This window comes from Streptomyces sp. N35, from assembly GCF_016464295.1.
Taxonomy (GTDB): Bacteria; Actinomycetota; Actinomycetes; order Streptomycetales; family Streptomycetaceae; genus Streptomyces.
This window is the reverse complement of the sequence record NZ_JAEIMH010000018.1, coordinates 62,270-88,046: the sequence shown is the minus strand read 5'-3', so window position 1 is coordinate 88,046 and position 25,777 is coordinate 62,270. Positions and strand designations below refer to the sequence as shown.

At 71.4% G+C, this 25,777-nt stretch carries 23 protein-coding genes, 1 pseudogene and 1 riboswitch; of the genes and pseudogenes, 6 read left to right on the top strand and 18 right to left on the bottom strand.

All coding sequences use genetic code 11. The features are described from left to right. Window positions 1–349: 349 nt before the first annotated feature. On the bottom strand, window positions 350–1,990 hold the full coding sequence (locus tag JAO81_RS12885) for an amidohydrolase (RefSeq protein ID WP_199547953.1): 1,641 nt from the start codon (window positions 1,988–1,990) through the stop codon (window positions 350–352). A gap of 68 nt (window positions 1,991–2,058) precedes the next feature. Continuing rightward, window positions 2,059–2,499 (bottom strand): Lrp/AsnC family transcriptional regulator, encoded by a 441-nt coding sequence (locus JAO81_RS12880; RefSeq protein WP_052577377.1) that lies wholly within the window; start codon window positions 2,497–2,499, stop codon window positions 2,059–2,061. Between the two features lie 490 nt (window positions 2,500–2,989). Here JAO81_RS12880 and JAO81_RS12875 point away from each other — a divergent pair, with 490 nt between their 5' ends. Next, on the top strand, window positions 2,990–3,427 hold the full coding sequence (locus JAO81_RS12875; protein ID WP_199547952.1) for a hypothetical protein: 438 nt from the start codon (window positions 2,990–2,992) through the stop codon (window positions 3,425–3,427). 25 nt (window positions 3,428–3,452) lie between these two features. Here the strand turns inward: JAO81_RS12875 and JAO81_RS12870 are convergent, their stop codons facing one another. The 4 genes from JAO81_RS12870 to JAO81_RS12855 form a co-directional block, all read right to left on the bottom strand. After that, complete coding sequence (locus JAO81_RS12870) at window positions 3,453–4,556, bottom strand: phosphotransferase family protein (protein ID WP_199547951.1); 1,104 nt, start codon at window positions 4,554–4,556, stop codon at window positions 3,453–3,455. Between the two features lie 29 nt (window positions 4,557–4,585). Then, window positions 4,586–5,704 (bottom strand): hypothetical protein, encoded by a 1,119-nt coding sequence (locus JAO81_RS12865; protein WP_199547950.1) that lies wholly within the window; start codon window positions 5,702–5,704, stop codon window positions 4,586–4,588. Between the two features lie 549 nt (window positions 5,705–6,253). Further along, complete coding sequence (locus JAO81_RS12860; RefSeq protein ID WP_165333869.1) at window positions 6,254–7,426, bottom strand: acyl-CoA dehydrogenase family protein; 1,173 nt, start codon at window positions 7,424–7,426, stop codon at window positions 6,254–6,256. Window positions 7,427–7,755: 329 nt separating this feature from the next. Further along, window positions 7,756–7,935, bottom strand: a complete 180-nt coding sequence (locus JAO81_RS12855; RefSeq protein ID WP_165333875.1) for an SCO1431 family membrane protein — start codon at window positions 7,933–7,935, stop codon at window positions 7,756–7,758. Between the two features lie 289 nt (window positions 7,936–8,224). On the opposite strand from JAO81_RS12855, the gene JAO81_RS12850 reads away from it, so the two are divergent. Further along, window positions 8,225–8,683: a GNAT family N-acetyltransferase gene (locus JAO81_RS12850; RefSeq protein WP_199547949.1), complete on the top strand. Its 459-nt coding sequence runs from the start codon at window positions 8,225–8,227 to the stop codon at window positions 8,681–8,683. A 13-nt stretch (window positions 8,684–8,696) separates the two neighbouring features. Here the strand turns inward: JAO81_RS12850 and JAO81_RS12845 are convergent, their stop codons facing one another. Continuing rightward, window positions 8,697–10,073 carry a peptidase C39 family protein gene (locus tag JAO81_RS12845; protein WP_199547948.1) on the bottom strand — a complete coding sequence of 459 codons (1,377 nt, stop codon included), beginning with the start codon at window positions 10,071–10,073 and terminating at the stop codon, window positions 8,697–8,699. Window positions 10,074–10,301: 228 nt separating this feature from the next. Between JAO81_RS12845 and JAO81_RS12840 the strand changes: the two genes are divergently transcribed. Together JAO81_RS12840 and JAO81_RS12835 are read left to right on the top strand one after the other, a co-directional pair. Further along, the gene (locus tag JAO81_RS12840; RefSeq protein ID WP_199547947.1) at window positions 10,302–10,907 is read left to right on the top strand and encodes a uridine kinase; all 606 of its coding nucleotides are present in this window, start codon (window positions 10,302–10,304) and stop codon (window positions 10,905–10,907) included. A 494-nt stretch (window positions 10,908–11,401) separates the two neighbouring features. After that, a complete protein-coding gene (locus JAO81_RS12835) occupies window positions 11,402–13,279 on the top strand; it encodes an AAA family ATPase (protein WP_199547946.1) in 1,878 nt (625 codons plus the stop codon). A 37-nt stretch (window positions 13,280–13,316) separates the two neighbouring features. Here JAO81_RS12835 and JAO81_RS12830 read toward each other — a convergent pair whose 3' ends face one another. The 10 genes from JAO81_RS12830 to ribD form a co-directional block, all read right to left on the bottom strand. Beyond that, window positions 13,317–14,417 carry a hemolysin family protein gene (locus JAO81_RS12830; RefSeq protein WP_199547945.1) on the bottom strand — a complete coding sequence of 367 codons (1,101 nt, stop codon included), beginning with the start codon at window positions 14,415–14,417 and terminating at the stop codon, window positions 13,317–13,319. Continuing rightward, window positions 14,414–15,742: a hemolysin family protein gene (locus JAO81_RS12825; RefSeq protein ID WP_199547944.1), complete on the bottom strand. Its 1,329-nt coding sequence runs from the start codon at window positions 15,740–15,742 to the stop codon at window positions 14,414–14,416. Before JAO81_RS12825 ends, JAO81_RS12830 begins: the two co-directional genes overlap by 4 nt. 216 nt (window positions 15,743–15,958) lie before the next feature. Further along, complete coding sequence (locus tag JAO81_RS12820) at window positions 15,959–16,408, bottom strand: PH domain-containing protein (protein ID WP_199547943.1); 450 nt, start codon at window positions 16,406–16,408, stop codon at window positions 15,959–15,961. Between the two features lie 58 nt (window positions 16,409–16,466). Continuing rightward, complete coding sequence (gene hisG, locus JAO81_RS12815; protein WP_199547942.1) at window positions 16,467–17,315, bottom strand: ATP phosphoribosyltransferase; 849 nt, start codon at window positions 17,313–17,315, stop codon at window positions 16,467–16,469. Window positions 17,316–17,375: 60 nt separating this feature from the next. Then, window positions 17,376–17,648 carry a phosphoribosyl-ATP diphosphatase gene (locus tag JAO81_RS12810; protein ID WP_052577392.1) on the bottom strand — a complete coding sequence of 91 codons (273 nt, stop codon included), beginning with the start codon at window positions 17,646–17,648 and terminating at the stop codon, window positions 17,376–17,378. 34 nt (window positions 17,649–17,682) lie between these two features. Beyond that, window positions 17,683–18,168, bottom strand: a complete 486-nt coding sequence (ribH, locus tag JAO81_RS12805) for a 6,7-dimethyl-8-ribityllumazine synthase (RefSeq protein WP_093608434.1) — start codon at window positions 18,166–18,168, stop codon at window positions 17,683–17,685. Window positions 18,169–18,225: 57 nt separating this feature from the next. After that, a complete protein-coding gene (locus JAO81_RS12800; protein WP_199547941.1) occupies window positions 18,226–19,482 on the bottom strand; it encodes a bifunctional 3,4-dihydroxy-2-butanone-4-phosphate synthase/GTP cyclohydrolase II in 1,257 nt (418 codons plus the stop codon). Next, a complete protein-coding gene (gene pnuC, locus JAO81_RS12795) occupies window positions 19,479–20,057 on the bottom strand; it encodes a nicotinamide riboside transporter PnuC (protein ID WP_199547979.1) in 579 nt (192 codons plus the stop codon). The genes JAO81_RS12800 and pnuC overlap by 4 nt, the downstream gene beginning before the upstream one ends. A 65-nt stretch (window positions 20,058–20,122) precedes the next feature. Next, the gene (locus JAO81_RS12790; protein ID WP_199547940.1) at window positions 20,123–20,743 is read right to left on the bottom strand and encodes a riboflavin synthase; all 621 of its coding nucleotides are present in this window, start codon (window positions 20,741–20,743) and stop codon (window positions 20,123–20,125) included. Window positions 20,744–20,745: 2 nt separating this feature from the next. Next, complete coding sequence (gene ribD / locus JAO81_RS12785) at window positions 20,746–21,798, bottom strand: bifunctional diaminohydroxyphosphoribosylaminopyrimidine deaminase/5-amino-6-(5-phosphoribosylamino)uracil reductase RibD (RefSeq protein ID WP_199547978.1); 1,053 nt, start codon at window positions 21,796–21,798, stop codon at window positions 20,746–20,748. Window positions 21,799–21,982: 184 nt separating this feature from the next. Then, window positions 21,983–22,113: riboswitch (FMN riboswitch) on the bottom strand. 194 nt (window positions 22,114–22,307) lie between these two features. Here ribD and JAO81_RS43670 point away from each other — a divergent pair. Continuing rightward, a pseudogene (locus JAO81_RS43670) lies at window positions 22,308–22,715 on the top strand (SDR family oxidoreductase); the annotation flags it as partial. A gap of 395 nt (window positions 22,716–23,110) precedes the next feature. Here the strand turns inward: JAO81_RS43670 and JAO81_RS12775 are convergent. After that, window positions 23,111–24,391 carry an ROK family transcriptional regulator gene (locus tag JAO81_RS12775; RefSeq protein ID WP_199547939.1) on the bottom strand — a complete coding sequence of 427 codons (1,281 nt, stop codon included), beginning with the start codon at window positions 24,389–24,391 and terminating at the stop codon, window positions 23,111–23,113. A gap of 118 nt (window positions 24,392–24,509) precedes the next feature. Here JAO81_RS12775 and JAO81_RS12770 point away from each other — a divergent pair, with 118 nt between their 5' ends. Continuing rightward, window positions 24,510–25,721 (top strand): MFS transporter, encoded by a 1,212-nt coding sequence (locus JAO81_RS12770; RefSeq protein ID WP_199547938.1) that lies wholly within the window; start codon window positions 24,510–24,512, stop codon window positions 25,719–25,721. Window positions 25,722–25,777: the final 56 nt, after the last annotated feature.

Here is a 25,777-nt window from a genome sequence, read left to right as displayed (position 1 = left end):
ACCGAAAGCCGTTGTCTACTGAGCGTCCGGGTCCTACCCGGGTCGCACCAATCCGGCCGGGCGGCACCTGCGTTCGCCCCCGAGGCGCTGACGCTGGGCCTGGCTCCCAGTGGCGGTGTGCCGGTGCGACACTCCGCCCCCATGACCCAGCTGCGTTCGACGACTGCGTGGAGGTGTCCCCGCCGGACGTCCTGTGGTGGACCCGGCCGAAACTACCCGTCCCACGCGCCCGTCTGTCAACACACGTTTCACCTGCGGCGTTTCACGGTAGCCCCAGCTCAAGGCCGTGATCACGGGGCTCGTGCGGTGACCGGCCGGCCGCCGATCGGTGTCGCGCCACTCCGGACGGTCACTCGTTAGGCCGTACGAAGACCGTGCGGCCGCCCACCACGGTCTCCAGGCAGACCGGCAGCGCGGCGCCCGGTGTGAGGTCGGGCAGCCCGGGTGTGCCGGAGCGCGGGTCGGTGGACCAGCGGGCGACGCGGTCGTCGGGCGCCTGGACGATCAGCTCGCCGGTGTGCCAGAGCGCGTAGTCGGCAGGTGCGCCCGGCACCAGGGTGCCCGCGTCGTCCCGGCCGACGGCCCGCCAGCCGCCCCGCGTATGCGCGGTGAACGCGGCCCGTACCGAGACCCGGTGCTCGGGCGTGCGGTGGAAGGCCGCGGCCCGGACGGTGCCCCAGGGGTCGAGCGGGGTGACCGGGCTGTCCGAGCCGAAGGCCAGCGGGACGCCCGAACGCAGCAGCGCGGCGAAGGGGTTGAGGGTGCGGGCCCGCTCGGCGCCGAGCCGCTCGGCGTACATCCCGTCCTCGCCGCCCCACAGCGCGTCGAACGCGGGCTGCACGGAGGCGGTCAGGCCGAGTTCGGCGAAGGCGGCGATGGTGTCGGGGGTGAGCATCTCGGCGTGCTCGACACGGTGCCGTCCGGCCCGTACGCGGGCGAGGCCCAGCTTGTCGGCGGCGGTGCGCATCCCGGCGACCACCGCGGACACGGCGGCGTCACCGATGGCGTGGAAGCCCGCCTGGATGCCCGCCTCGGTGCAGGCCATGACGTGGACGGCCACGGCGACCTCGTCGAGGTACGCGGTGCCGGTGTGGGACGTGTCCGCGTACGCCTCGTGGAGGCAGGCCGTGTGCGAGCCGAGCGCTCCGTCGACGAACAGGTCGCCGGCGGCGCCGAGGGCTCCCAGGTCGCGGATGCGGTCGGCGTCGGCGGCGGTCTCGAGGGCCTCGGCCCAGTAGCCGACGACGCGCGGGCCGGACTCGTCCGCGGCGAGCGCGAGGAGACCGGTGAGGTCCTCCTGCGAGGAGATGTCGGGGCCCGCGCACTCGTGCACGGAACCGATGCCCAGCGAGGCCGCGTGCCGCAGCGCCGTGCGCTGGGCATCGGCCCGCTGGACGGGTCCGATCGCGTCGTGCGCGGCACGCCGTACCGCGTGGTGGGCGTCCTTGGTCAGCGGGGCGTCGGCCTCGAAGCCGGGCAGCTCGCGGACGCCGGCCACGAGGTCGAGCAGCGCGGTGGTGGCGACGGCGGAGTGCACGTCGATCCGGGTCAGGTACAGCGGCCGTCCGCCGGTCGCCTCGTCCAGTTCGGTGCGGTGCGGCGCGCGGCGCTCGGGCCAGCGTGCGGCGTCCCAGCCGTGGCCCAGCAGGACCCGGTCGTCCGGGCGGCTCACCGCGTACTCCCGAACGCGGTCGAGCGCCTCGCGCAGGCTCCGTACGCCGGAGAGGTCGAGGCCCGTGAGCGCGAGCCCGGTGGACGTGGTGTGCACATGCGCGTCCGTGAACGCCGGGGTGACCAGGGCCCCTTGGAGGTCCCGCACCTCGTCCACGCCTTCGGCGAACGCGTCGGCCGCGCCCTCGGAACCGACCCAGGCGATCTGCCCGCGCTCGACGACCATGGCGGTCGCGAACGGGTCGGCCGGGCTGTGGACCTCACCGCCGCGCAGCAGCACGGTGCGGTGGTCGGGGGCGGTGGGGTTGCTCTCGCTCATGGGGAACAGTCTCGCGCCTGCGCAGGGACGTTCCGGACGCGGGGGCCTCGTCCGGGTGCCGTGCGCCCTCAGATGCGCGGCGGACGCGCCTCGTACGGCGTGGAGAGGCAGACCGTGGTGCGCGTCGAGACCCCGGCGAGGGCGCGGACCCGGCCGAGCAGGTCCTCCAGCTCCAGCGGGGTGGAGACGCGCACCTTGAGGATGTAGTTCTCGTCGCCGGCGACGCTGTGGCAGGCCTCGATCTCGGGGACCCCGGCCAGCCGCTCGGCGATGTCGTCCGGGGCGCTCGGGTCGAAGGGCTTGACGGAGATGAACGCGGTCAGCGGCAGGCCGACGGCCTCCGGGTCGACCACGGCCGCGTATCCGCGGATGACGCCGCGCTGCTCGAGGCGGCGCACCCGCTGGTGCACGGCGGACGTGGACAGGCCGGTGGCCTTGCCCAGGTCGGTGTAGCTCATCCGCCCGTCCTTGACGAGCAGCTGCACGATCTGGCGGTCGAGGTCCTCCATGGCGCAAGAACCTACAGGGCCGTGATCCACGGGGATACCTGGGATCCGCACGTGCTTTTCAGCGGCAGGGACCGTCGAAGGTCCCGCTGTGCCGGGGGCGATCGGCCGTGGCGGTGCGCTCCGCGGGAGGCGGACGCTTGTGGGTGTTCGAGGCGCGCTCCCGCCCGGGGTGCGCACACCGCGACCTGGGGCAGGTGTCATCTCCGGTGCGACGCAGCGGCGTGATCGCGATCGGCAGTCTCTTCGTTCTCTGCGTGGGCTTCATCGCCTTCTGCGCGGAGCAGTACGTCTCGGTGATGGGCAGCCTCTGAGCAGGGCCCGGGCCGGAGGAGCCTGCCGCGGGCGGAACCTCTCAACCCCTTTGTGACGAACGCCACACCTCTGCAACCGTGTCCTCGCGGGTGGCGTGGTTAGGGCCACGAGCAGGCGGGAAGTGCTTGCTGTGGTCGAGGCCGCAGCGCCTTGTCGGCCCATCCCAGGGGGAGTACCCATGCAGAATCCCAAGCGCCCCGTTCGCAGCGCCCGCAGCAAGCAGCAGGCACCGGTCGCAGCCGAACCGGAGGGCGTCGAACCGGAGAACCTCGACGGTTCCGAAGAGCTCGACGCGTACGACACGTTCGAGATGTACCGGGTGATCTGCCCGGACTGTGCACAGCCCATCGCGCTCCTCGCGGACGAGGACGTTCTGCCGCAGCACGCCAAGTGCCCCACTCCGTGGAACCCGTTCGGGCTCACCACGTGCTCGGGCACGGGCCGGCCGGCCGCGGACGCCCGTCCCGCCGACGAAGGCTTCGAAGTCCAGGAGCAGGACACCGCGCTGCTTCTGACGCTCCCCCAGGGGCTCGACTGGCGGACGCAGCCCTTCTCGCACGTGGGCGGTCCGGGCTCGCGTCCCATCAAGCCGTCCTCGCTGCGCAGCGCCGCCTGAGACGGCGCCGCGCGCTGACGGAGCGTCAATCCCAGTAGCTGCGCTGCACCATGGCCGCCAGGCTGGCGTGGTGCAGGATCAGTTTGTCCACATCTTTGGGGTCCGCCGGGACGGTCGCCTCACCGAAGTGCACCTGCCGGTAGGCGACGCGGAGCATTACGACGGCGTGCCGCAGCGCCGCGTACAGCAGATAGAAATCCATGTCCCGCGGCGTGTGGCCGGTGAGTTCGCCATAGCGGGCCTCGATGCGGTCGCGGCGCAGGAAGTCCGGGAGCCCGGCCTGGCCGAACATCACGGTCAGGTCCTGGAAGAAGCGGTGCAGGTAGATCGTCCAGCCCAGGTCCACCTCGCGCGGGGCGAGTGCGGCCATCTCCCAGTCGAGCACCGCGGCGGGTTCGAAACCCTCGTAGATGATGTTGCCGATGCGCGCATCACCCCAGTTGAGCACCGCCTCGCCCTCCTCGGCGGGCCACAGCTCCTCCAGACGGTCGAAGGCCGTCTCGATCAGGGGTGAGCGGGCGACGTCGCGGACGACCCATTCGTAGTACGTGCGCTGCGCCTCGACATGCCGTCGCAGCGCGCTGCCGTCGCCGGGTGAGGCGAGGAACTCGGCCTCCTCGACGGGGAATTGGTCGTGCAGCTTGGCGATCAGGACGATGGAGGCCTCTTCGAGGCGCTCGCGCTCGGCGTCGCTCGCGGAGTGCAGCCAGTTCCCTTCGTACGTGTAGGGCATGACGTCGGGCGGAACGCGGCCGTCCTTGCGTTCCATCACGAAGAACGGTGCCCCGAGCGGTCCGGGGTCCGGCTCCAGCCACTGGACGCGTGGCACCGGGAGTTTGGTGTGCTCGCCGACGAGCCGCATGACGCGGTGCTGCCGTTCCATGTCGTACACCGGGAAGATCGTGTACGCGGAGGGGTCGGCCGCGAGGCGCAACGCGCAGGCGGTGAGCGGGGGTTCGGGGTGCTCGATGTCGAAGAGCAGGGTCTCGCTCGACATGCCGTTGGACTCGGGGACCGTGACATTGGTCGCCTTCGCGCCGGGCAGCCGGGCGGAGAGCCAGGCGGTCAGGAGGCGGCCGAGCTCTTCAGGGTCGCGGGTGCTGGTGCGGGGGCGGGGTGCCGTGGCCATGGGCGAACTCCTCTCGTGGACAGGCGCGTTCAGGGCGCGACCGAGTCGAAGCCGGTGAAGCCGGAGGGGTCGTGCCGGCCGAAGCTCCCGTGCTCGAAGATGCCGTAGCCGGTGCGGCCGTCGAGGGTGAAGCGGGCGGCGTGGTCGATCACTCCGTAGGCCGCGAGCGGGTGTGCGGTCGGGTCCGAGAGGTCATAGGTGCGCCGGTCGCTCCAGCCGTGGCCGCGCCAGGTGCCGTGCTGCCAGTCGTCGGCGGGCGGATAGCCGGCGCCGACGGCCAGGGGGATCGAAGTGAGGCAGTCGACCGTCATCTCGACCGGCTTGCGGGAGGCGTCGGTGAGGTGGACGACGGCACGTTCGGGGTGACGGCTGCCCGAGCGGTAGGTGATGTCGGCCTGGGGCCAGCCGAGTTGGACATCGCGTTCGCCGTCCCGCACCTGTACGGCCCCGTTGAGGGTCCGGTAGCCGTCGGCGTCCTCCTGGGCGATCACCATGACGAAGCGGTCGTCGAACAGCACCGGTATCCAGAGCCAGTGGAACCCCTCGGTACGTTCCTCGGCACCGATCCGCCCGCCTTCCTCACCGGGGATCGGCCGCACGCCCCAGCTGCGGTCGCGGGTGCCGGTCCAGTTGTCGGCGCCGACCGCGATCTCCTCTCCCCCGACGCGGATGACGCCTTCGGGCCGCCCGGCCTGCACGAAGCGGCGGCCTTCCAGGGTGAGCCGGTCACCCTTGCGCTGGGTGTGGTGGGGCTCCCAGAGGGCCGGGAAGTCGGCGGTCCAAGTGAGGTCGTACGCAAGGGAGTCGGGCCCGTCGGCGGCGCACTCCAGGCGGATGCGCTTCAGCGGTTCCTCCACCGTGATCTTCAGCGGGCCGACCTCCAGGCGCATACGGTCGTCCCCGAGTGCGTCGGACGCACGTACGGCGTGCAGAGTGTCGCCGATACGCAAGGTGGCGTACGCGTCGATCACCCCCATGTTGGGGTAGACCCCCAGACCGAGGATGAGCAGGAACCGGCCCTCATGGTCGAAGAGATGGAAGATGCAGCGGTCGTACGCGTTGCGGTCGCCGGTGGCGACATGCTTCATCGAGAGCGGTACCTGGTGGACGGGGTACTCGTCGAGCGGCACCGGACGGTCGTCTGCCACGGCAATCCTCCCTGGACACACGGCGGTTGCAGGGCGTGCGCCCCCTGCGGCGGAGATGACGGTACGTCAGATACGCTGCGGGGGGCCATACTCGTGTAACCGGTCGTCAGACCTCGGTTCGCCGCGCTTCGGATGTCACCGGCCGCCTCGCCCGGGCCACCCTCCGAACTGAGCCGCGAATTCTTCCGGGGGTGTCCTGAGCACTTTTGCCGCGTTGGCCCGGCATGACCCCCTTGCACGAAGCACTCGGCAGGCGCCGCCGCACGCTCTACGTTCCCGCGGCCGGAGAATCGGTTCAGCAGACCGGTGACCATGGTGCGGTCCGCGCTTCCGACCCGCCCATCTACCGGGAGCTGCTGCGGGCCTGGGCGGGCAAGGGGAAGACACTGCCGGGGCACCGCGACCCGGAGTGGACGCGGCTCACGGCGCCGATCGTGCGGCCGGGGGAATTCGGATCGGGAGAGCCGTTCGGGACGGGAGAGCCCTTCGGGTCGGCGGCGGGCGCCAGTGGCCGCCCGCCGCGTCAATACACCCCTGGGCCGGGCCAGTTCAGCGAGTCTCGGGACCCGCGAGGTGACGGGCGATGACCATCCGCTGGATCTGATTGGTGCCCTCGACGATCTGCAGCACCTTGGCCTCACGCATCAGACGCTCGACGGGGAAGTCCAGCGTGTACCCGTAACCGCCGAGCACCTGGACCGCGTCGGTGGTGACCTTCATGGCGGCGTCGGTGCAGAACAGCTTGGCCATCGCGGCCTGCCGCGAGAACGGCCGTCCGGCGTCGCGCAGCCGGGCGGCGGCCAGGTACAGGGCACGGCCCGCCTCGATCTGGGTGGCCATGTCGGCGAGCATGAAGCGCAGGCCCTGGAAGTCGGCGATCGGACGGCCGAACTGCTGCCGCTGCGTCGCATAGGCGAGGGCCTCGTCGAGCGCGGCCTGCGCGACACCGATCGCGCAGGCGGCGATGCCGAGCCGGCCGGAGTCGAGCGCGGACAGGGCGATCGCGAAACCCTGGCCCTCGTCGCCGATCCGCCGGGCGTCGCTCACACGGACGCCGTCGAAGTGGAGTTGGGCGGTGGGCGAGCCCTTCATGCCCATCTTCTTCTCGGGCACGGCGGCCGTGAGGCCTTCGGCGTCGCCGGGTACGAGGAAGGCGCTGATCCCCCGGGAGCCCTCCGCCCCGGTGCGCGCGAGCACCGTGTAGAAGTCGGCGATCCCGCCGTGGGTGATCCAGGCCTTGGTGCCGTCCAGCACCCAGTCCTCGCCGTCCCGTACGGCCTTCGTACGCAGCGAGGCGGCGTCCGAGCCGGAGGACGGCTCGGAGAGGCAGTACGCGCCGAGCAGGCCGCCGCCGAGCATCGCGGGGAGGTGCTCGGTGCGCTGCTCCTTGGTGCCGTAGTTCGCCAGCGCATGGCAGGCGAGGGAGTGGACGCTGACGCCGAGGCCGACCGTGAGACGGGCCGCGGCGAGCTCTTCGAGCACCTGGAGATAGACCTCGTACGGCTGCTCGCCGCCGCCGAACTCCTCGTCGTACGGCAGCCCGAGCAGGCCCGACTCGGAGAGCAGCGAGAACACCTCGCGCGGGAAGCGGCCGGCCTCCTCCTGTTCGGCGGCGCCGGGTGCGATCTCGCCCTTGATCAGCTCGCGGACGAGCATGAGCAGATCCGCGGCCTCCTCGGTGGGCAGCTGTCGGTCCACCGGTTGTGGGGCTCGGACGGTCATGGCGAGACTCCTCCCTGTCGGGCGCTGCGGCGGGCGCGCGCGCAGGGTGTGGCGGCGCCGCCGAGGTCTGACGTGCTCAGTCGTGGCCCTCGGACACGGGTTGCGAAACCGGGGCGGACGACTGGCGCGCGTTGAGTATGCCCGACGAAAGGCCGCACGTCACGCGGTTCACGACCGTTAACTCTGTCTCAATTGGAGCACGTACGCGGGACTGCGGGAAGGGCGTGTCGGACGGGGGCGGTCCCGGCGCACGGCGACGCCCTCTCACCACCTGTGGTGAGAGGGCGTCGCGTGGTGGGTACGACCGGCGACCACCGGTCAGGAGCCGATCAGAGCAGCCCGGTCTGCGAGACGAACATCGCCAGGACGACGACGAGGGTCCAGCCGGCGATGTGCTCGAGGATCTTCGGCCCGTTGTCCTTGGGCCCGCCGGTACGGCTGCGGACGTACTCGGCGACCTCGGCGGTGGTGGCGGCGGCGCGGGCGCTGACTCGGGCGCTTGAGTTCATGGCTGTCTCGCTCACGGTGGTACTGCGGTGATGGTCCCTGGTGTCCCCCCAGGACGTCTCCACGGTGCCATTGCGGCAGGGCCCAGGGGTAGAGACGGAGGTCATGTGTGGGGTACTCCACTTGGTCCCGAATGTCCCGGGCCACGGACGCGCGGCCACGGCCCCTGGACGGCCGGCGCACCGGCGGGTGGGCGCACCGGCAGGCGATCGCATCGGCGGGCGATCGCATCGGCGGGCGCGGGCTCGAAATCCGATGCGGCGGCCCAGGTGCGGCCGCTAGCCTCCGGCCATGGATTCGGAAGCCTTCGTACCCGACGGGTTCGTGCCGCCCACCTCGCTGGTCGCCGACCGGTTCCGCCTCGAACCTTTGGGGCCGCGGCACAACGCCGCCGATCACGCGGCGTGGACGTCGAGCATCGAGCACATCCGGGCGACCCCGGGCTATCCGGACGGCTCCTGGCCGCCGCTCGGCGGGATGGCGGCCGAGGCCAATCTCGCCGATCTGCGCCGCCACGCCGAGGACTTCACCACGCGCAGAGGATTCACCTTCACGGTGATCGACCCGGCCGACGACGACGTCATCGGCTGTGTCTACCTGTACCCCACACCGTCTCCGGACCACGACGTCACGGTGCAGTCGTGGGTGCGCGCCGACCGCGCCGCGCTCGACACCCCGCTCGCCGACGCCGTCCACGCCGGGCCCCCCGCCGCGGGGCCCTGGCAGCGCGTGGACCGCTGCGGCCGATGAGCCAGGCGGGTTCTCAGCGGATGCCGACCGACCGCAGCGCGGCCTTCTGCACGGCGCTCAGCCGGGCCGGGAAGTACAGGTAGCAGACGCCGCCGGTGCCCGAGACGACCTTGCCGGTCGCGTTGTAGCGCTTCGTCCTGAGCCAGATATTTTCGAACTCGCGCCGCTTGTAGACCCGGCGTACGGCCTCGTTGCTGGGTGACGCCGGGTCGTTGGCGATCACGTCGCCGTCCCCGGTGAAGCCGATCACGGTCATGAGATGGCCGGCCGTGCCGTAACCCGCACCGGTGAGCTCCTCCTTGAGGAACGACTGGGACGTTATGGCCGGGATGCCGGCCGCGACCAGCCGCTCGAGTTCGGTCAGCGAGCCGAGCCGCGTGACGACGCCCTGCAGACCCTTGTACGTGGCCGCGTAGGCGGCGTTGAAGGGCCAGTTCCCGCAGCCGTCGTACTGGTAGTCGAAGGTGTACCGGGCCGCATGGCAGACCTGCGGATCGGCGAAGTCGGGGTTCACCCAGGCCAGGTCCTCGGGGGTCGGGCCGCGCCCCCAATACTCGATGATCATCGTCGAGGAGGTGGGGCTGCACCAGGCCTCGCCGCCGTTGTCGTACTCGGGGTACTGGCCGATGTGGGTGTTCTGCGAGTAGCGCGGCACCGGCAGTTCGCGGGCGAGGGACGGCGTCGACGCGGGCACCTCGAAGCGGTCCGGCACATCGGAGCCCATGGCTCCGGCCCGCCACACGGTGGGCGTGACGCGGCTGCCCGGCTTGCGCAGGAGTGTCAGGCGCAGCTTGTACGAGGCCAGGCGAAGCCCGGTCGCCGGGTCGTCGATCGCGAAGGTGTCGGTCCAGATCGAGCTCTTGTCGTCGCTCTGGTCGTCGACGGAGGTCCGTCGGATGTCGGCGTCACCGGCGGCCCAACGGCCCATCACGTACCAGGGGGTGAGCGTGCCGTCGGAGTAGGTGCCCTGGAGTTCGATCTCCAGCCAGGTACCGGCGGGGGTGTCGGCGTTCCAGGAGGCGATGACCTCCGTGGCGGGCACGGACAGCCGATGGGTGGGACTGGTCCAGGTCGCGTACTCCCAGTTCGCGACGGTGCCGGTGTGCGGGTCGGTGTACGCGCGCAGGCCGGCGGGCTTCCCGATCGCGAGGCCGGGGCGGGCGCCCGGCACGGCACGGGTGCCCTGTGCGGTTCCGCCGCGCCAGTCGCCGTACGAGGTCCAGAAGCGGTTGTCCACGAGGCGATCCTGCACGGGCCGATTCGGGGCGGCGGAAGCGGGTGGGACGGCGCGCTGCGGGGCGGCCGATGCGGGTGAGACGGCGCCGGCCGCCGCGACGGCCACGGCCGCGGCGAGGACGGTTCTGCGGGAGGTCTGGTGCGGGGAGGTCATGGGGGCTCCTGGTCCAGAACGACGCGAACGGCGGTGACAAGGCACGGGCGAGGCGAATCCGGACGGAATCCATCGCTTCGGATGCCCGACAGGCGCCCACTATGGCCGTTCGCGGACCGCTTCTGCCAGGGTTTCGGCCCGCGTCGCGCCACCAATATTGGCCTGTACCACTGGCGTGACCTGCGACGCCGTCGGGCGGTCGGTGTGATCGCCGTAGGCTTGAGGCCGATGAACGACTCCCTTGGCCCTCCGAGCCCACTCACCGCCCTCGCGGCCGAGCTGCGCGCGCCGGCGCCGTCGTGCGGACCGGTGCGGCTCATCGGGATCGACGGGCACGCAGGCTCCGGAAAGTCGACCTTCGCCCGGCGCCTGGCCGCCGAGCTGGACGGTGCGCCGGTGCTCGCGCTCGACGACATCCGCAGCCATGCCGAGCTCTTCGACTGGACGGACCGCTTCACCCGCGAGGTCCTGGAGCCGCTCGCCGCGGGCCGGAGCGCACGACCGGCCGCGTACGACTGGAACGAGCGCCGCTTCCACCCCGGCCCGGTGATCGAGCCCGCGCCCGTCGTGCTCGTCGAGGGTGTGGGTGCCGGCCGGCGGGCGTTGCGGCCGTGGCTGGCGCGGCTGGTGTGGATGGAACTGCCGGCCGGGCAGTCGTGGCGGCGCGGACGTGAGCGCGACGGCGTGGCGCAGCACGATTTCTGGGAGCAGTGGGAACCGGCCGAGGAACGGCACTTCGCGGAGGATCCTTCCCGACCGTTCGCGGATGCCCTGGTACGACAGGTTCCCGAGGGGTATGAGGTGCTGCCGGGACCGGAGTTGGGCGCAGCCTGACCTCGATCCGTCACGGAACGTGACGACGTGGCGGCGGTGCGCCTTACGGCCGGAAAACGGTCCCCGAGAGTGCCCCAACTCGGCTTGACCGAGGGGTCGTACAGGACTTACGTTCTGAATGTGCGACCGCGAGCCGGTCGCCCGCAGACGCGAAGCCCCCGGTTGTTCCCCCGTGATCGGGGGCTTCGTTCTGCCCTTTGTCCCTTTCGCGTGCGCGCCTCGCCTTCAACTGCTCACCCTCGGTGACCATTTCGCGCCCCGGGGCGTGCTCCCCGTGCCTCCCCCTGTGCCTCCGGCTTTGCCCCGCCGACTCGCGCGGCACCCTACGGCCGACGCCCGAGGCGCAGGTACGATGCCTCTCGGTGCGATCGCCGGGCCCGCCCGGATGATCGCCACCACGTCAACTCCCGGCACCAGAACGGCGGTTCGGCGAAGGCCGCCGACGGGCAGTCGCCCGGCGGCGCACCAACGGGGGCAGGTTTGTGGGGGACGTGATGGACTTCGGCACGCAGGGCGCATCGGCTCCGGCCGACCTGGCCTGGCTGCGAGGCGTCGACGCCTACACCATGGGCGCGTATCCACAGGCCGAGGAGGAGTTCAGAAGTGCGGTGCGCCTCGACCCCGGCATGGCCGACGGCTGGCTGGGGCTCCATGCGCTGAGGGTGGACACGACGACCGCGCTGTTACGGATGTACCGGCACCGCGACCGCTTCGGCGAGCAGCGCGCACGCCATCGCCGCACCCTCAACTCCTGGTACTGGCTGGGCTGGTGGGTCCAGCCCGTCCTCGAAAGCCCCCGCGATCTGCTGCTCGCCCACGCCTCGCACTGGCTCGACGGACGCCATGTGCCCGATCTCGACCGCGCGCTCGCGGGGCTGCCTCCGGTGGACGCCGATCCGCAGGTGCGCTTTCTGCACGCGTGCCGCTCGTATCTGGTCAAGGACTGGGAGCAGCTCGTCCGGCACACCGATCCGCTGATCGACGACCATGCCCTCGGGATCGAGGCCGGTCTGTTCGGCGGGATGGCCCGGGTACGGCTGGAGATGTACGGGCAGGCCGAACCGCTGCTCGCGGCGGCCCTGATGCGCTGCCGCAGCGAGCAGCCGCAGCGCAAGGAGCTGCGCTACTGGCTGGCGCGGGCCCATGAGGGCACCGGGCGCAGCGCGGCGGCACTGCCGCTGTACCGGGCGGTGCACCGGGTCGACCCGGCGTTCATGGACACCTCCGCCCGGCTCGCGGCGATAGCCGACTACGACGGGATCGACGGCGCGGACGACGGCGGCGACTTCGGCTCGGTCACGCTGGCCGGCGTGGACGCGGCCGATTACTCGGACGGCTACGACACCGCGTACGGCACCGAGGGCGGCGATCTGAAGGTCGGCACGGACACCGATCCGCCCGGTGGCGGCCAGCCGCCGGAGGCCGATGCCGTACGCGAGAAGGCGCTCATCCCCGCCCAGGCCGGGCCCCCGGCGCTGCCCACCGGGCCTGCCGATCCGGCGCTGCTGCAGGAAGCGCTCGCCGAGCTGGAGCGGATGGTCGGGCTCGAACCCGTGAAGCGCCAGGTCAAGGCACTCTCCGCCCAGTTGAGGATGGCCCGGCTCCGGGCCGACAAGGGGCTGCCCGTCCAGCCGCCGAAGCGGCACTTCGTCTTCTCCGGCCCCTCAGGCACCGGCAAGACCACGGTCGCCCGCATTCTCGGCCGCGTCTTCTACGCGCTCGGACTGCTCGGCGGGGATCACCTCGTGGAGGCCCAACGGGCCGATCTGGTCGGCGAGTTCCTCGGCCAGACCGCGGTCAAGGCCAATGAGCTGATCGACTCCGCGCTCGGCGGCGTGCTCTTCGTCGACGAGGCGTACGCGCTGTCCAACTCGGGCTACAGCAAGGGCGATGCGTACGGGGACGAGGCACTGCAGGTGCTGCTCAAGCGCGCCGAGGACAACCGCGACCACCTCGTGGTGATCCTCGCGGGCTATCCCGAGGGCATGGACCGGCTGCTCGCCGCCAACCCCGGGCTCTCGTCGCGCTTCACCACCCGCGTGGACTTCCCCTCGTACCGGCCGCTCGAACTCACCGCCATCGGCGAGGTGCTCGCGGCCGAGAACGGCGATCGGTGGGATGCCGAGTCGCTCGACGAGCTGCGCTCGATCAGCGGGCATGTGGTCGACCAGGGGTGGATCGACGAGCTGGGCAACGGCCGCTTCCTGCGCACGCTGTACGAGAAGAGCTGCGCCTATCGGGATCTGCGGCTGTCCGGGTACCCGGGCGAGCCGAGCGTCGAGGATCTCGCGACGCTGCGGCTGCCGGATCTGATGCAGGCGTACGGAGAGGTGCTCTCGGGGCGGGGGCCGGGGGAACCGCCGGGGGTGTGAGCCCGGGCGGGCTGGGCGGGCTGGGCGGGCTGGGCGGTCAGCCCGCCATGGCACTCTCCTCGTCCGACACCGGCACCTTCGGCAGCTGCACCACGGAAGCCGGGCGCGGCACCGCCCTGTGCGCGGGGTCGCGGACCTCGCCCACCAGGAGTTCGAGGACATCCTCCAGGGCGACCAGGCCGAGGACCCGGCCCGAGGAGTCGGCGACCTTGGCGAGGTGGGCGGCGGCCCGCTGCATCACCGTCAGGGCGTCGTCCAGGGGCAGTTCCGCGCGCAGGGTCGTCATGGGGCGCCAGACCGACTGCGGTACGGCGCGTTCCGTGTCCTCCATGTCGAGCACGTCCTTGACGTGCAGGTACCCCATGAAGGCGCCGCCGTCCGCACAGACCGGGAAACGTGAATACCCCGTACGGACGGTCAGTTCCTCGATCTGGCGAGGGGTGACGCCGGTCGCGACCGTGACCAGATGCGCCGGGTCTAGCAGCACGTCCATGACCGGACGGCTGCCCAGCTCCAGGGCGTCGCCGAGGATTTCCTGCTCCTCGGGGTCGAGGAGGCCCGCCTGACCGGCGTCCTCGACCAGGCGGCCCAGCTGCACGCTGGTGAAGACCGCCTCGACCTCGTCCTTCGGCTCGACTCCGAAGAGCCGAAGCACGGCCCGGGCGCAGGCGCCGAACGCGGCCGTGACCGGGCGGCACAGCCGGGCGAAGGCGACCAGGGCGGGGCTGAGCCACAGCGCGGTCTTCTCGGGCGCGGCCATCGCGAGGTTCTTCGGCAGCATCTCGCCGACGACCAGGTGCAGGAAGACGACCGCGGCGAGCGCGATGACATAGCCGAGCGGGTGGATCAGGCCGTCCGGGACGTGCAGCGCATGGAAGACGGGTTCCAGGAGGTGCGCCACCGTCGGCTCGGCGACCGCCCCGAGCGTCAGCGAGCAGATGGTGATGCCGAACTGGGCGGCGGCCATCATCTGCGGCAGATGCTCAAGGCCGTACAGAACGCGGCGGGCCCGTGCCGAATCCTTGGCGTACGGCTCGATCTGGCTGCGGCGTACGGAGACGAGGGCGAACTCGGCGCCGACGAAGAAGCCGTTGCCGAGCACGAGGAGCAGGGCGAACAGCAGTTGCAGCGCGCTCATCGGGCTGCCTCCAGCGGTCGTGCGGCAGTCCGTACGAGGCGTACGCGTTCGGCCCGGTTGTGCCCGACCTGGCGCACGGAAAGGCGCCAGCCCGGGAGTTCGGCCCGGTCACCCGGGGCGGGGATCCGGCCGAGCAGGTCGGCGACGAGGCCGGCGACGGTTTCGTACGGCCCTTCGGGGACCTGGAGCCCTATCCGCTGCAGGATGTCGACCCGGCAGCTGCCGTCGGCGTCCCATGCGGGTCTGCCGTCCTCTGCGGGGGCGGCGGCGAGCTCGGGCGACACGGCCTTGTCGTGCTCGTCGCGTACCTCGCCGACGAGTTCCTCGACGATGTCCTCCAGAGTGACCACACCCGCCGTGCCGCCGTACTCGTCGACGACCACGGCGATCGGCTGCTCGCGGCGCAGCTGCCGCAGCAGCTGCTGGACGGGCAGGGTCTCGGGGACGAGGAGGGGCTGTCGGGCGATCCGGCCGACCGGGGTGCGGCCGCGTTCCTGGACGCGTACGGCGAGGGCGTCCTTGAGATGCGCCATGCCGATGATCTCGTCGATCTTGTCCCGGTAGACGGGGAAGCGCGAAAGCCCGGTCGCCCGCGTCAGGTTGACGACGTCGGCTGCGGTCGCGGAGGACTGCAGCGCGTTGACCTTCACGCGCGGGGTCATCACATGCTGGGCGGTCAGCTCACCCAGCGACAGGGTGCGCACGAACAGATCGGCGGTGTCGGCCTCGAGCGCTCCGGCCTGTGCGGAGTGCTGGGCGAGGGACATCAGCTCGTCGGGGGTACGAGCGGAGGCCAGCTCGTCCGCGGGCTCCACGCCGAAGGCACGCACCAGACGGTTGGCCACGGCGTTCAGGCCGGCGATCACCGGGCGGAACAGCCGGGCGAACGCGCCCTGGGGCCCGGCGACGAAACGGGCCACCTGCAACGGGCGGGAGACGGCCCAGTTCTTGGGCACGAGCTCACCGATCACCATCTGTACGGCGGAGGCGAGCAGCATGCCGACGGCCACGGAGATACCGGGGACGGCGCCGTGCGGTATCCCGATCGCGGTGAACGGACCGGCGAGGAGATGCCCGAGCGCGGGCTCGGCCAGCATGCCGACCACCAGGGAGGTGATGGTGATGCCCAGTTGGGTGCCCGAGAGCTGGAAGGACAGCTCCCGCAGGGCGGCGACGACCCGGCGGGCCTTGCGGTCGCCCGCTGCGGCGGCGCGTTCGGCGTCCGGGCGTTCCACCGTGACCAGGCCGAACTCGGCGGCCACGAAGAATCCGTTGGCGAGGATGAGGAGGAAGGCTGCGGCGAGCAGAAGCAGCGGGATGATCATGCCGCCCCGCAAAGTCGGGTGGGGGCGGCGCAGGTACTACCGGACGATCCGTCCATCGGCGGAGGGGGTCACTCCTTGGTTCGCAGGGGTCCCGGGGGCTTCGACCTCGGTGGGACGGGCGCGCACAACGCCTCTGCCAACAGATTAATCACGACGACGGGTCGTGTGGCAGTGCTCCCCCGCCGGTTCTCGCCCGGCGGGGGCCTGTTCGAGCGTTCAGGCGGACCCGGGTCCGCTGCCGTGCGCCTCAGCGAGCGCACGCAGCGCTCCCGCGTCCCGGATCGCCTGCTGCTTGCCGATGCCGGGCTGGATGCCCAGGGCAGGCAGGCTGGTGCCGTCGCTGAGATTGAGGAAGACCCAGGGGTCGCCCGCGCGCAGGTTCACCTGGAGGATCTCCGCCCAGGCGAGGCGGCGCCGCCGCGTCAGGTTGACGACCGTGACACCGGTTTCGTCGGCCACGACCTTGGGGCGTGAAAGAAGCACCAGGACGGCGAAGAGCACCGCGCCCGTGAAGATGAAGGACGCGCGCTCGCCGGGGCCGAGCTTCTCGAGCATCAGCGCGATCGCCGTGATCGCGGCGAACATGGCGACCCCGACGGTCAGCAGGACCGCGCGGGTACGGGTGGGCCGGAACGTGACCGGCAGGGAAGGAAGTTGGTCGCTCATCACGGTCGTCCGTAGTCCGAAATCCGTCGTCCGTCGCCTGTCATCCGTCGTCCGTCGTTCAGAGACGGCAGGCGTGGATGGCCGTGGTGAGGATGGCGCGGGCGCCGAGTGCGTACAGATCGTCCATGATCCGCTGGGCCTCCTTGGCCAGGACCATCGCACGGACCGCGACCCAGCCCTCGCTGTGCAGCGGCGAGATGGTCGGGCCTTCGAGGCCGGGCGTCAGGGCGACGGCGGCGTCCAGGTGCTCGGCGCGGCAGTCGTAATCCATCATCACGTACGTGCGGGCCACGAGAACGCCCTGCAGGCGGCGCAGGAACTGCTGCACCTTGGCGTCCTCCGTGTCCGCGCCGGTGCGCCGGATGACGACGGCCTCGGACTTCATGATCGGGTCGCCGAAGACCTCGAGGCCCGCGTTGCGCAGCGAGGTGCCGGTCTCGACGACATCGGCGAGGGCGCCGGCGCCCCCCAGCTCGATGGCGGCCCCGACGGCGCCGTCGAGGTGCACGACCGAGGCGTCGACGCCCTGCTCCGCCAGGTACTTGGCGACGATTCCCTCGTACGAGGTGGCGATCGTCCGGCCCGCGAGGTCCGCGAGGCTCTGCACAGCCCCCGGCTTCGCGGCGAAGCGGAAGGTGGAGCGGGCGAAGCCGAGCGGCAGGATCGTCTCGGCGCTCACGCCGGAGTCGATCAGCAGGTCCTGGCCCGTGATGCCGATGTCGAGCTTGCCCGCGGACACGTAGATCGCGATGTCCTTGGGGCGGAGGTAGAAGAACTCCACCTCGTTGTCGGGATCGACGAGGACGAGCTCCTTGGACTCCTTGCGCTGCTGGTAGCCGGCCTCATGGAGCATCGCCGACGCAGGTCCGGACAGTGAACCCTTGTTGGGGACGGCGATGCGCAGCATGAGGTCGGCTTCCTTGCGTAGAAGTGATCGGGAGGTGATACGGGAGGGTGGCGGCGTGGCTCAGAGGTGGGCGTACACGTCGTCGAGAGTGACGCCGGTCGCGACCATCATCACCTGGACGTGGTAGAGCAGCTGCGAGATCTCCTCGGCGGCGGCTTCCTTGCCCTCGTACTCGGCGGCCATCCAGACTTCTGCGGCCTCTTCGACGACCTTCTTGCCGATGGCATGCACACCCTTGTCCACCAGTTCGGCGGTACGGGAGGTGGCGGGGTCGCCGTTGGCTGCTTTGTGCTGGAGCTCGGTGAAGAGCTCCTCGAACGTCTTCTTGGACATGATGGCTCTACTCTACGCGGCCTCGCGCCCCGTCCTAACGCCAGGGTTCCGAGACGGTACGCAGCGTGGTCGCCGTGGCCACGGCCGCGGTGACGGCCTCGTGGCCCTTGTCCTCGGTGGAGCCTTCGATACCGGCGCGGTCGAGCGCCTGCTCCTCGGTGTCGCAGGTCAGCACGCCGAAGCCGATCGGGACGCCGGTGTCCACGGAAACCTGGGTGAGGCCCTGCGTCACGCCCTGGCAGACGTACTCGAAGTGCGGGGTGCCGCCGCGGATGACCACACCGAGCGCGACGATCGCGTCGTAGCCGCGGCCGGCGAGGACCTTGGCGACGACGGGCAGCTCGAAGCTGCCGGGGACGCGCAGGAGGGTCGGCTCGTCGATGCCCAGCTCGTGCAGGGCGCGCAGGGCGCCGTCGACGAGACCGTCCATGACCTTCTCGTGCCACTGCGCGGCGATGACCGCGACCCGCAGGTCGCCGCAGTTCTTCACGCTGAGTTCGGGTGCGCCCTTGCCGCTCACGTGCTCTTCTCCTCGGTCGGTGACTTCTGTGTGGGTAACTGGTGGCTCAGGTCCGCGTCACTGCGCGTCGAGCCAGGGCAGGTCGTGCCCCATGCGGTCCCGCTTGGTGCGCAGATAGCGCAGGTTGTGCTCGCCGGCCGGCAGGGCCACGACCTCGCGGCCGCTGATCTTCATGCCGTGCCGGGTGAGCGCCTCGGACTTCTCCGGGTTGTTGGTCATCAGGCGCACGCTGCGTACGCCGAGATCGGTGAGGATCTGCGCCCCGGCGCCGTAGTCGCGGGCGTCGGCGGGCAGGCCGAGCTCCAGGTTGGCGTCGAGGGTGTCGCGGCCGCGCTCCTGCAGCTCGTACGCCCGCAGCTTGGACAGCAGGCCGATGCCGCGCCCTTCGTGCCCGCGCAGATAGACGACCACGCCGCGTCCTGCGGCCTGGATACGGTCCATCGCGGCCTCGAGCTGGGGGCCGCAGTCGCAGCGCAGCGAGTGGAAGACATCCCCCGTGAGGCACTCGGAGTGCATCCGGACCAGGACGTCCTCGCCGTCGCCGATCTCGCCGTGCACCAGCGCGACATGCTCGACGCCGTCGACGGTCGAGCGGTAGCCGTACGCGGTGAACTCGCCGTGCTGCGTGGGCAGCTGGACCTCGGCCTCGCGGCGGACGGTCGGCTCGGAGCTCTTGCGGTACGCGATGAGGTCCTCGATCGAGATGATCGTCAGGCCGTGCTTGCGGGCGAACGGCACAAGCTCGGGCAGGCGCAGCATCGTGCCGTCCTCGCCGGCGATCTCGACGATCGCGCCGGCGGGCCGCAGGCCCGCGAGCCGGGCCAAGTCGACGGCCGCCTCGGTGTGCCCGTTGCGCACGAGGACGCCGCCCTCGCGGGCGCGCAGCGGGAAGATATGGCCCGGCCGCACGAAGTCGGACGCCTCGGTGGTGCCGCTCGCCAGAAGGCGCAGCGTGGTGGCGCGGTCCCGGGCGGAGATACCGGTGGTGACGCCGTGGGCGCCGGAGGCGTCGACGGAGACGGTGAAAGCGGTCTTCATCGACTCGGTGTTGTCGGCGACCATCTGGGGCAGTCGCAGCCGCTCCAGCTCGTCGCTCTCCATGGGCGCGCAGATCAGACCGCGGCACTCGCTCATCATGAACGCGATGATCTCGGGCGTCGCCTTTTCGGCGGCGATGACGAGATCGCCCTCGTTCTCGCGGTCCTCGTCGTCCACGACCACGACCGGGCGGCCCGCGGCGATGTCCGCGATGGCCTGCTCGACCGGGTCGAGGGTCAGGTCCTCGTCCACCGACCACGCTGCAGCGGTGCTCATGCCGGGGCTCCTTCCAGGGCCGGGGCGGTGGCGCGCGAGCGCAGCCACCAGTCGCGCATGCCCCACAGGACGAGCGCGCCGTAGATGACGTAGACGAATCCGGAGAAGGCGTAACCGTTGGCGAAGTTCAGCGGGACGCCCACGAGGTCGACGAGCAGCCAGGCGAACCAGAACTCGACCATGCCGCGGGCCTGGGCGTACATCGCGACGATGGTGCCGACGAAGATGTACGCGTCCGGCCACGGGTCCCAGGACAGCGACGGGTAGGCCTTGAAGAGCAGGGCGACGGCGACGGTGCCCGCGGCCGCGGCCGCGAGCATCAGGCCGCGCTCCTTCCAGGTCGCGAAGCGCACCGCTATGGAGCCGTCCTGGGCTTCCTTGCGGCCGCGGGTCCAGGCGATCCAGCCCATGACGGCCACGATCATCACCACGACCTGCTTGCCCGCGCTGCCCGTGAGGTGTCCGGCGAAGGCTCCGAAGAGGATCAGGCCGGCGGCGAACTGGACGGGCCAGGTCCACACCGAGCGCTTCCAGCCGAGGGCGAGAGCCGCGAGGCCGAAGGTGTTGCCGATCATGTCGGACCAGAGGATGTGCTGGCCGAAGGCGGTGAAGGCCTCGGTGTTCAGCGAATCGAGCACGCTCACTTGGAGTCCCCCGTGACGGTCGTGGTGGCGCGGTCGCCGAGCAGCCGCTCGACGTACTTGGCGATGATGTCGACCTCGAGGTTCACCGGGTCGCCGGGCTGCTTGATGCCGAGCGTGGTGAGCGCGAGGGTCGTCGGGATGAGGCTGATGGTGAAGTGGTCGGCGGCGGCCTCGACCACGGTGAGGCTGACGCCGTCCACGGTGATGGAGCCCTTCTCGACCACGTAGCGCGAGAGTCCGGCCGGGAGCGCGATCTTGACGATCTCCCAGTTCTCGGACGGGGTGCGCTCCAGGATCGCGCCGGTGCCGTCCACGTGACCCTGCACGATGTGGCCGCCGAGCCGGGCGCCGACGGCGGTCGGACGCTCCAGGTTCACCCGGGAGCCCTCGGCAAGCGCGCCGAGGCTGGAGCGCTTGAGGGTCTCCTCCATGACGTCGGCGGTGAACCAGTCGTCGCCGTATTCGACGACGGTCAGGCATACGCCGTTGACCGCGATGGAGTCGCCGTGACCGGCGCCCTCGGTGACGACCTTGCCGCGCACACGGAACCGGCAGGAGTCGCCGAGCTGTTCCACGGCGGTGATCTCACCCAGTTCTTCGACGATTCCGGTGAACATCCTCAGGACTCCTTCGGGGACAGAGCGGCGGTGATACGGAGGTCGGGTCCGATCCGTACGGTCTCGGTCACGTCGAGCCGCAACGCGTCGGTGATCGTGCTGATTCCGGCGTCGGCGAGCGCCGCCCGGCCCGCGCCGAGCAGGACGGGGGCGAGGTAGCCGATGACGCGGTCGACCGCGCCGGCCGCCACGAAGGCGCCCGCGAGCGTCGGGCCGCCTTCGAGCAGGACGGAACGGACACCGCGGGCGTACAGGGCGTCGAGCAGGGCCGGGATGTCCAACCCCCGTGCGGCGCGCGGGAGCCGTACGACATCGGGCAGGTCGGTGGTGGCGTCCTCGGCGACGGCGATCAGCGTCGGTGCCGAGTCGTCGAGGATCCGGGCGCCGGGCTTCACCGCGGCGGCCTCGGTGTCGATGACGACCCGCAGCGGCTGTGCGGCGCCGTCGATGCCGCGCACGGCGAGGTGCGGGTCGTCGGCGCGCATCGTGCCGGAGCCCACGACCACGGCGTCGCACTCGGCGCGCAGCCGGTGGACGTCGGCACGGGACTCGGCCGACGAGATCCAGCGACTGGTGCCGTCGGCCGCGGCGATCCGGCCGTCGAGCGTGGCGGCGTACTTCCAAGTGACGTACGGGCGGCCGGTCTTGACGGCGGTGAGCCAGGCGATGTTGCCGGCGCGCGCCTCGTCCTCGAGCAGTCCCGCCTCGACGTCGGCCCCGGCGGTACGCAGAGTCTGCGCGCCGCCCGTAGCGGTGGGGTCGGGGTCGCTCACCGCGTACACCACCCGCGCGATTCCGGCCTCGATCAGCGCCTGGGCGCAGGGGCCGGTGCGTCCGGTGTGGTTGCAGGGTTCGAGGGTGACCAGTGCGGTACCGCCGCGGGCCTTGTCACCGGCAGCGCGCAGCGCGTGCACCTCGGCGTGCGGGCCGCCCGCCTGTTCGTGGAAGCCCTCGCCGACGACCGTGCCGCGGGCGTCGAGGATGACGCAGCCGACGACCGGGTTGGGGCTGGTGGAGCCGAGTCCGCGCGCGGCGAGCGCGACAGCACGGCGCATCGCCTGTGCTTCGGCTGCGGTGGGGGCCACCGGGTCCTCCTGCCTCAAAAGGGCACGGACTCCGGGGCCTGTCGATGACGACAGAGATCACGGGCAGAAGCACTTCGGGAACGCCGGACGGCGACGATCTTTGACTGGCAAAGGTCGAACGGTCGGCGGCGTACACGAAAGACGTGCCTGCCCGCCGCGCACTGCCTCCCATCCGGACTTTCACCGTCGGTCCAGGAATTTCACCTGGTCAACCGGTCACTGGAGGTGACCGGGTCGCGGACTGTAACCGCCGGTTCGGAATTACACCGACCCCGGAGTGCGCTGCTGCTGGTACACAGCCAGTGTGCCACGCCTGATCGTCGGCCATACGAGCGAGCGCCTGTGGGCTGGCTCACAGCGGGTTTGCGTTTGTCTTGTAGGTGCCAGGGCCAATATGCCGCCGCTCTGCCAGGCTGAAAGGTCCTGCGAAGAGCTCCATCTCTGTGAGGTCTCCGTGAGACCTCTCGAAGGAGGGCGCGATGAGCACGATCCTGGTGACCGGAGCTACCGGCACCCTCGGCAAACCCCTGACGCAGCTGCTGCGCGGCGCCGGACATGACGTACGGGCCATGAGCAGGCGATCCGACTGGTGGGCGGCCGATCTGCTGACGGGCGCGGGCCTGGGCCAGGCCACGTCCGGGGCGGAGGTGGTGGTGCACTGCGCGACGACGCCGAGGAAGGGCGCCGACGTCGCGGCGGCGCAGAACCTGATCGCCGCCTGCAAGAAGGCGGAGGTCCGTCATCTCGTCTACATCTCGATCGTCGGCGTGGATGTCGTACCGCTCGGCTATTACCGCACGAAGCTCCGGGTCGAGCGGCTGATCGAGGACTCGGGGCTCGGCTGGACGACCCTGCGCACCACTCAGTTCCACGATCTTGTGGTCCAGGTACTCGAGCCACTGGCCAAGCCACCGCTGCTGTTCGTGCCGAAGGGCGCACGCAGCCAGCCGATCGCCACGGAGGAAGTGGCCGCTCGCATGGGCGAGTTGGCGAACGGCAACCCCCTCGGGCACGTGGACGACATGGGCGGCCCCGAGGTGTTGACCCTGCGGCACATGGCCGAGCAGTACCTCGCCGCGAAGGGCAGGCGCCGCCGGATCGTCGAGGTGCCGCTGACCGGGAAGACCTATCACGGCTTCGTGCAGGGCGGGCATCTCGCGCCCGAGCGGGCCGTGGGCAAGGTGACGTTCGACGAGTACCTGGAGCGCCACGTGGCCAAGGACTCCCCGGCGAAGGACTCCCAGGGCAGGGACTCCCAGGACAAGGACTTCCAGGACAAGGCTCACGGTTCCGAAGGGAACAGCGCCCCCGGCCCCCCCCCCGGGGCGCCGAGCGGGGCCCCCCCAGGCCCGGCCCCGCCGCCCAGCTCCCCCGCGCGCCCCTCCGTGCGCAGCGGGGAGAGCGCGGCGACGCGTTCCTCGACACGGTGGGCGAGTTCGGCGCCGCCGGCGCAGCCGATCTCGCCGCCGAGCACCACACAGCCGGGGTCGATGACCGCCGCGGTGGCGGAGACGAGCACCCCACGGCGGGGGCGGAGGCCCGCGGCGGTGGGGGGGCGGGCGGGGGCGACGCGGTCGGCGGGGGCGCCGAGGAAGGCATGGGCGGCGGACGGCTCGACGGGCGGCGCCATGACGGCGGTCCGGTTCTCGGAGCCCGACGCCGCGAGCGCCGCCACCGCCGAGCGGACCACTCCCTCACCGGCCGGTCCCGGACCGTCCTGCGAGGGCCCGAACACCCCGTGTTCCGCGCCGAGTTCGACGATCGCCAGTGACGAGGCCAGCGAGTGGAAGCCGCCGCCGCAGTCGACCGCCGACGGCAGTCCCGAGGTACCGGGTACGGGCAGGAACCCCAGCTCGCCCGCGCCGCCCGAAGCCCCTCGCCGCAGCCGCCCGTCGAGCAGCACGGCGGCGCCCACGCCGTGGCCGAGCCACAGCAGGACGAACGTGTCCCGGTCGCGGGCCGCGCCCGCCCTGCGTTCGGCGACGGCGGCGAGGTTCGTCTCGTTCTCGACGAGCACGGTCGCCGGGAGTTCCTTCTGCAGTGCGGCCACCAAGCGGCGGTGCCAGGCGGGCAGGCCGCTCGAATCGCGCAGTTCGCCGGTCACGGGGTCGATCAGTCCCGGCGCACCGATGCCGACGCTGTGCAGCTCCCGGGCGCCCGCGCTGCGCGCGGTCTCCTCGAGGAGCGCCACGGCACGCTCCACGGCGATCTCCGTGCCACCGGTCTCGTCGATCGGCAGCGCCGCCTCGGCGAGCACGGTCCCGAGTAGATCGGACACCACTACGGAGACGCCCATGGTGCGCACGTCGAGCGCCGCGAGATGGGCGATGTCCGCCACGATCCCGTACACCTTCGCGTTGGGCCCTCGCCGTTCGGCGCCCGCCTCACCGACCACACCGATCAGTCCGGCGCTCTGCAGCCGCTCGGCGAGATCCGCGACCGTCGGCCGGGACAGGCCCGTCAGGTCCTTCAGCTGCCCAGCGGTGAGCGGGCCCCGCTCGTGGAGCAGACGCAGCGCGAGCCGGTCGTTGATCGCTCGGGCGGTGCGGGGGGAGGCGGGCATGCCGGGGATCCTTCCAGATCAGTGCGTGACCGGCGGAGCAACAGAGCCGCTATTTATCAGGCAGGGTTCCTGATAGTTTACGTCGGCAGCGCGGATTCTGTATGCCGGGAGGGGAATGATGAGTGAAGCGACCTTGATACCAAGGGAGTTGATACGGGCGCGGTACGCCGTGGCCGCCGTGTTCTGTGTGCACGGTGCGGTCACCGGTTCGTTCGCGACCCGGATCCCCTGGATCCAGGACCATGCCGGGCTCAGCGCGGGACAGCTCGGCTTCGCCCTCGCGTTCCCCGCGCTCGGCGCGTCCGTCGCGATGCCGCTGGCCGCCGCGATCAGCCACCGTTTCGGCGCCCGTGCCGCGCTGCGGGTGCTCCTCGCGCTGTGGACCCTGTCGCTCACCCTGCCGTCGCTCGCCCCCGGCCTGCTCACCTTGTGCATGGCGCTCTTCGTGTACGGCGCCACCTCCGGCATGTCCGACGTGGTGATGAACGCGATCGGCCTCGAGACCGAGAACCGGATGGGCCGTTCGATCATGTCCGGACTGCACGGCATGTGGAGCGTGGGCGCCCTGATCGGCTCGGCCGGCGGCACGTTCGCCGCGCACCTGGGCGCCGACGCCCGCATCCACCACCTGCTCGCCGCGACTGTCCTCACGGTGCTCGGTCTGCTCGTGTGCCGCTATGTGCTCGATCCGCCGAGCTCGCCCGAGGAGGATGCGCCGCCGCGGTTCGCCTTGCCGCCCAAGTCCGCGCTGCTCATCGGCGCCGTGGGCTTCTGCGCGGTGTTCGCCGAGGGCGCGAGCCTGGACTGGTCCGCGGTCTACCTCAAGGACGAACTGGAGACGTCGGCCGGCCTCGCCGCCGCCTGCACCACGGCTTTCGCTCTCACCATGGCCGTCGCGCGGATCGCCGGGGACAGGATCGTCGACCGTTTCGGACCGGTGCCCACGGTGCGCGCCGGCGGTGTACTGGCCACCGGGGGCGGCCTGTTGGTCGTCTTCGCCGGCCATCCGGCCGTCGCTATGACCGGTTTCGGCATGATGGGTCTGGGGATCGCGGTGGTCGTGCCGCTCGCGTTCGCCGCCGCGGGGCGCAGCGGTCCCAACCCGAGCCAGGCCATCGCGGGCGTCGCGACCATCACGTACACCTCGGGGCTCATCGCCCCCTCGGCCATCGGCGCCGTCGCCGACGCCACCTCGCTGATGGTGTCGTTCGCCCTGGTCACCACCCTGGCCGTCGGCCTGATCCTGTTCGCCGGCGTGCTCCGCTCGGCCGGCCGCGACAAGGACGCGCCGAGCGACGCACCGCTGCCGGAGGCGAGTCCTCGGGCCTGACGGGTCATCGGGCTGGACCTCGGTGCGTGGCGCCGCCCCTCAGCAGGGGCGCCGCC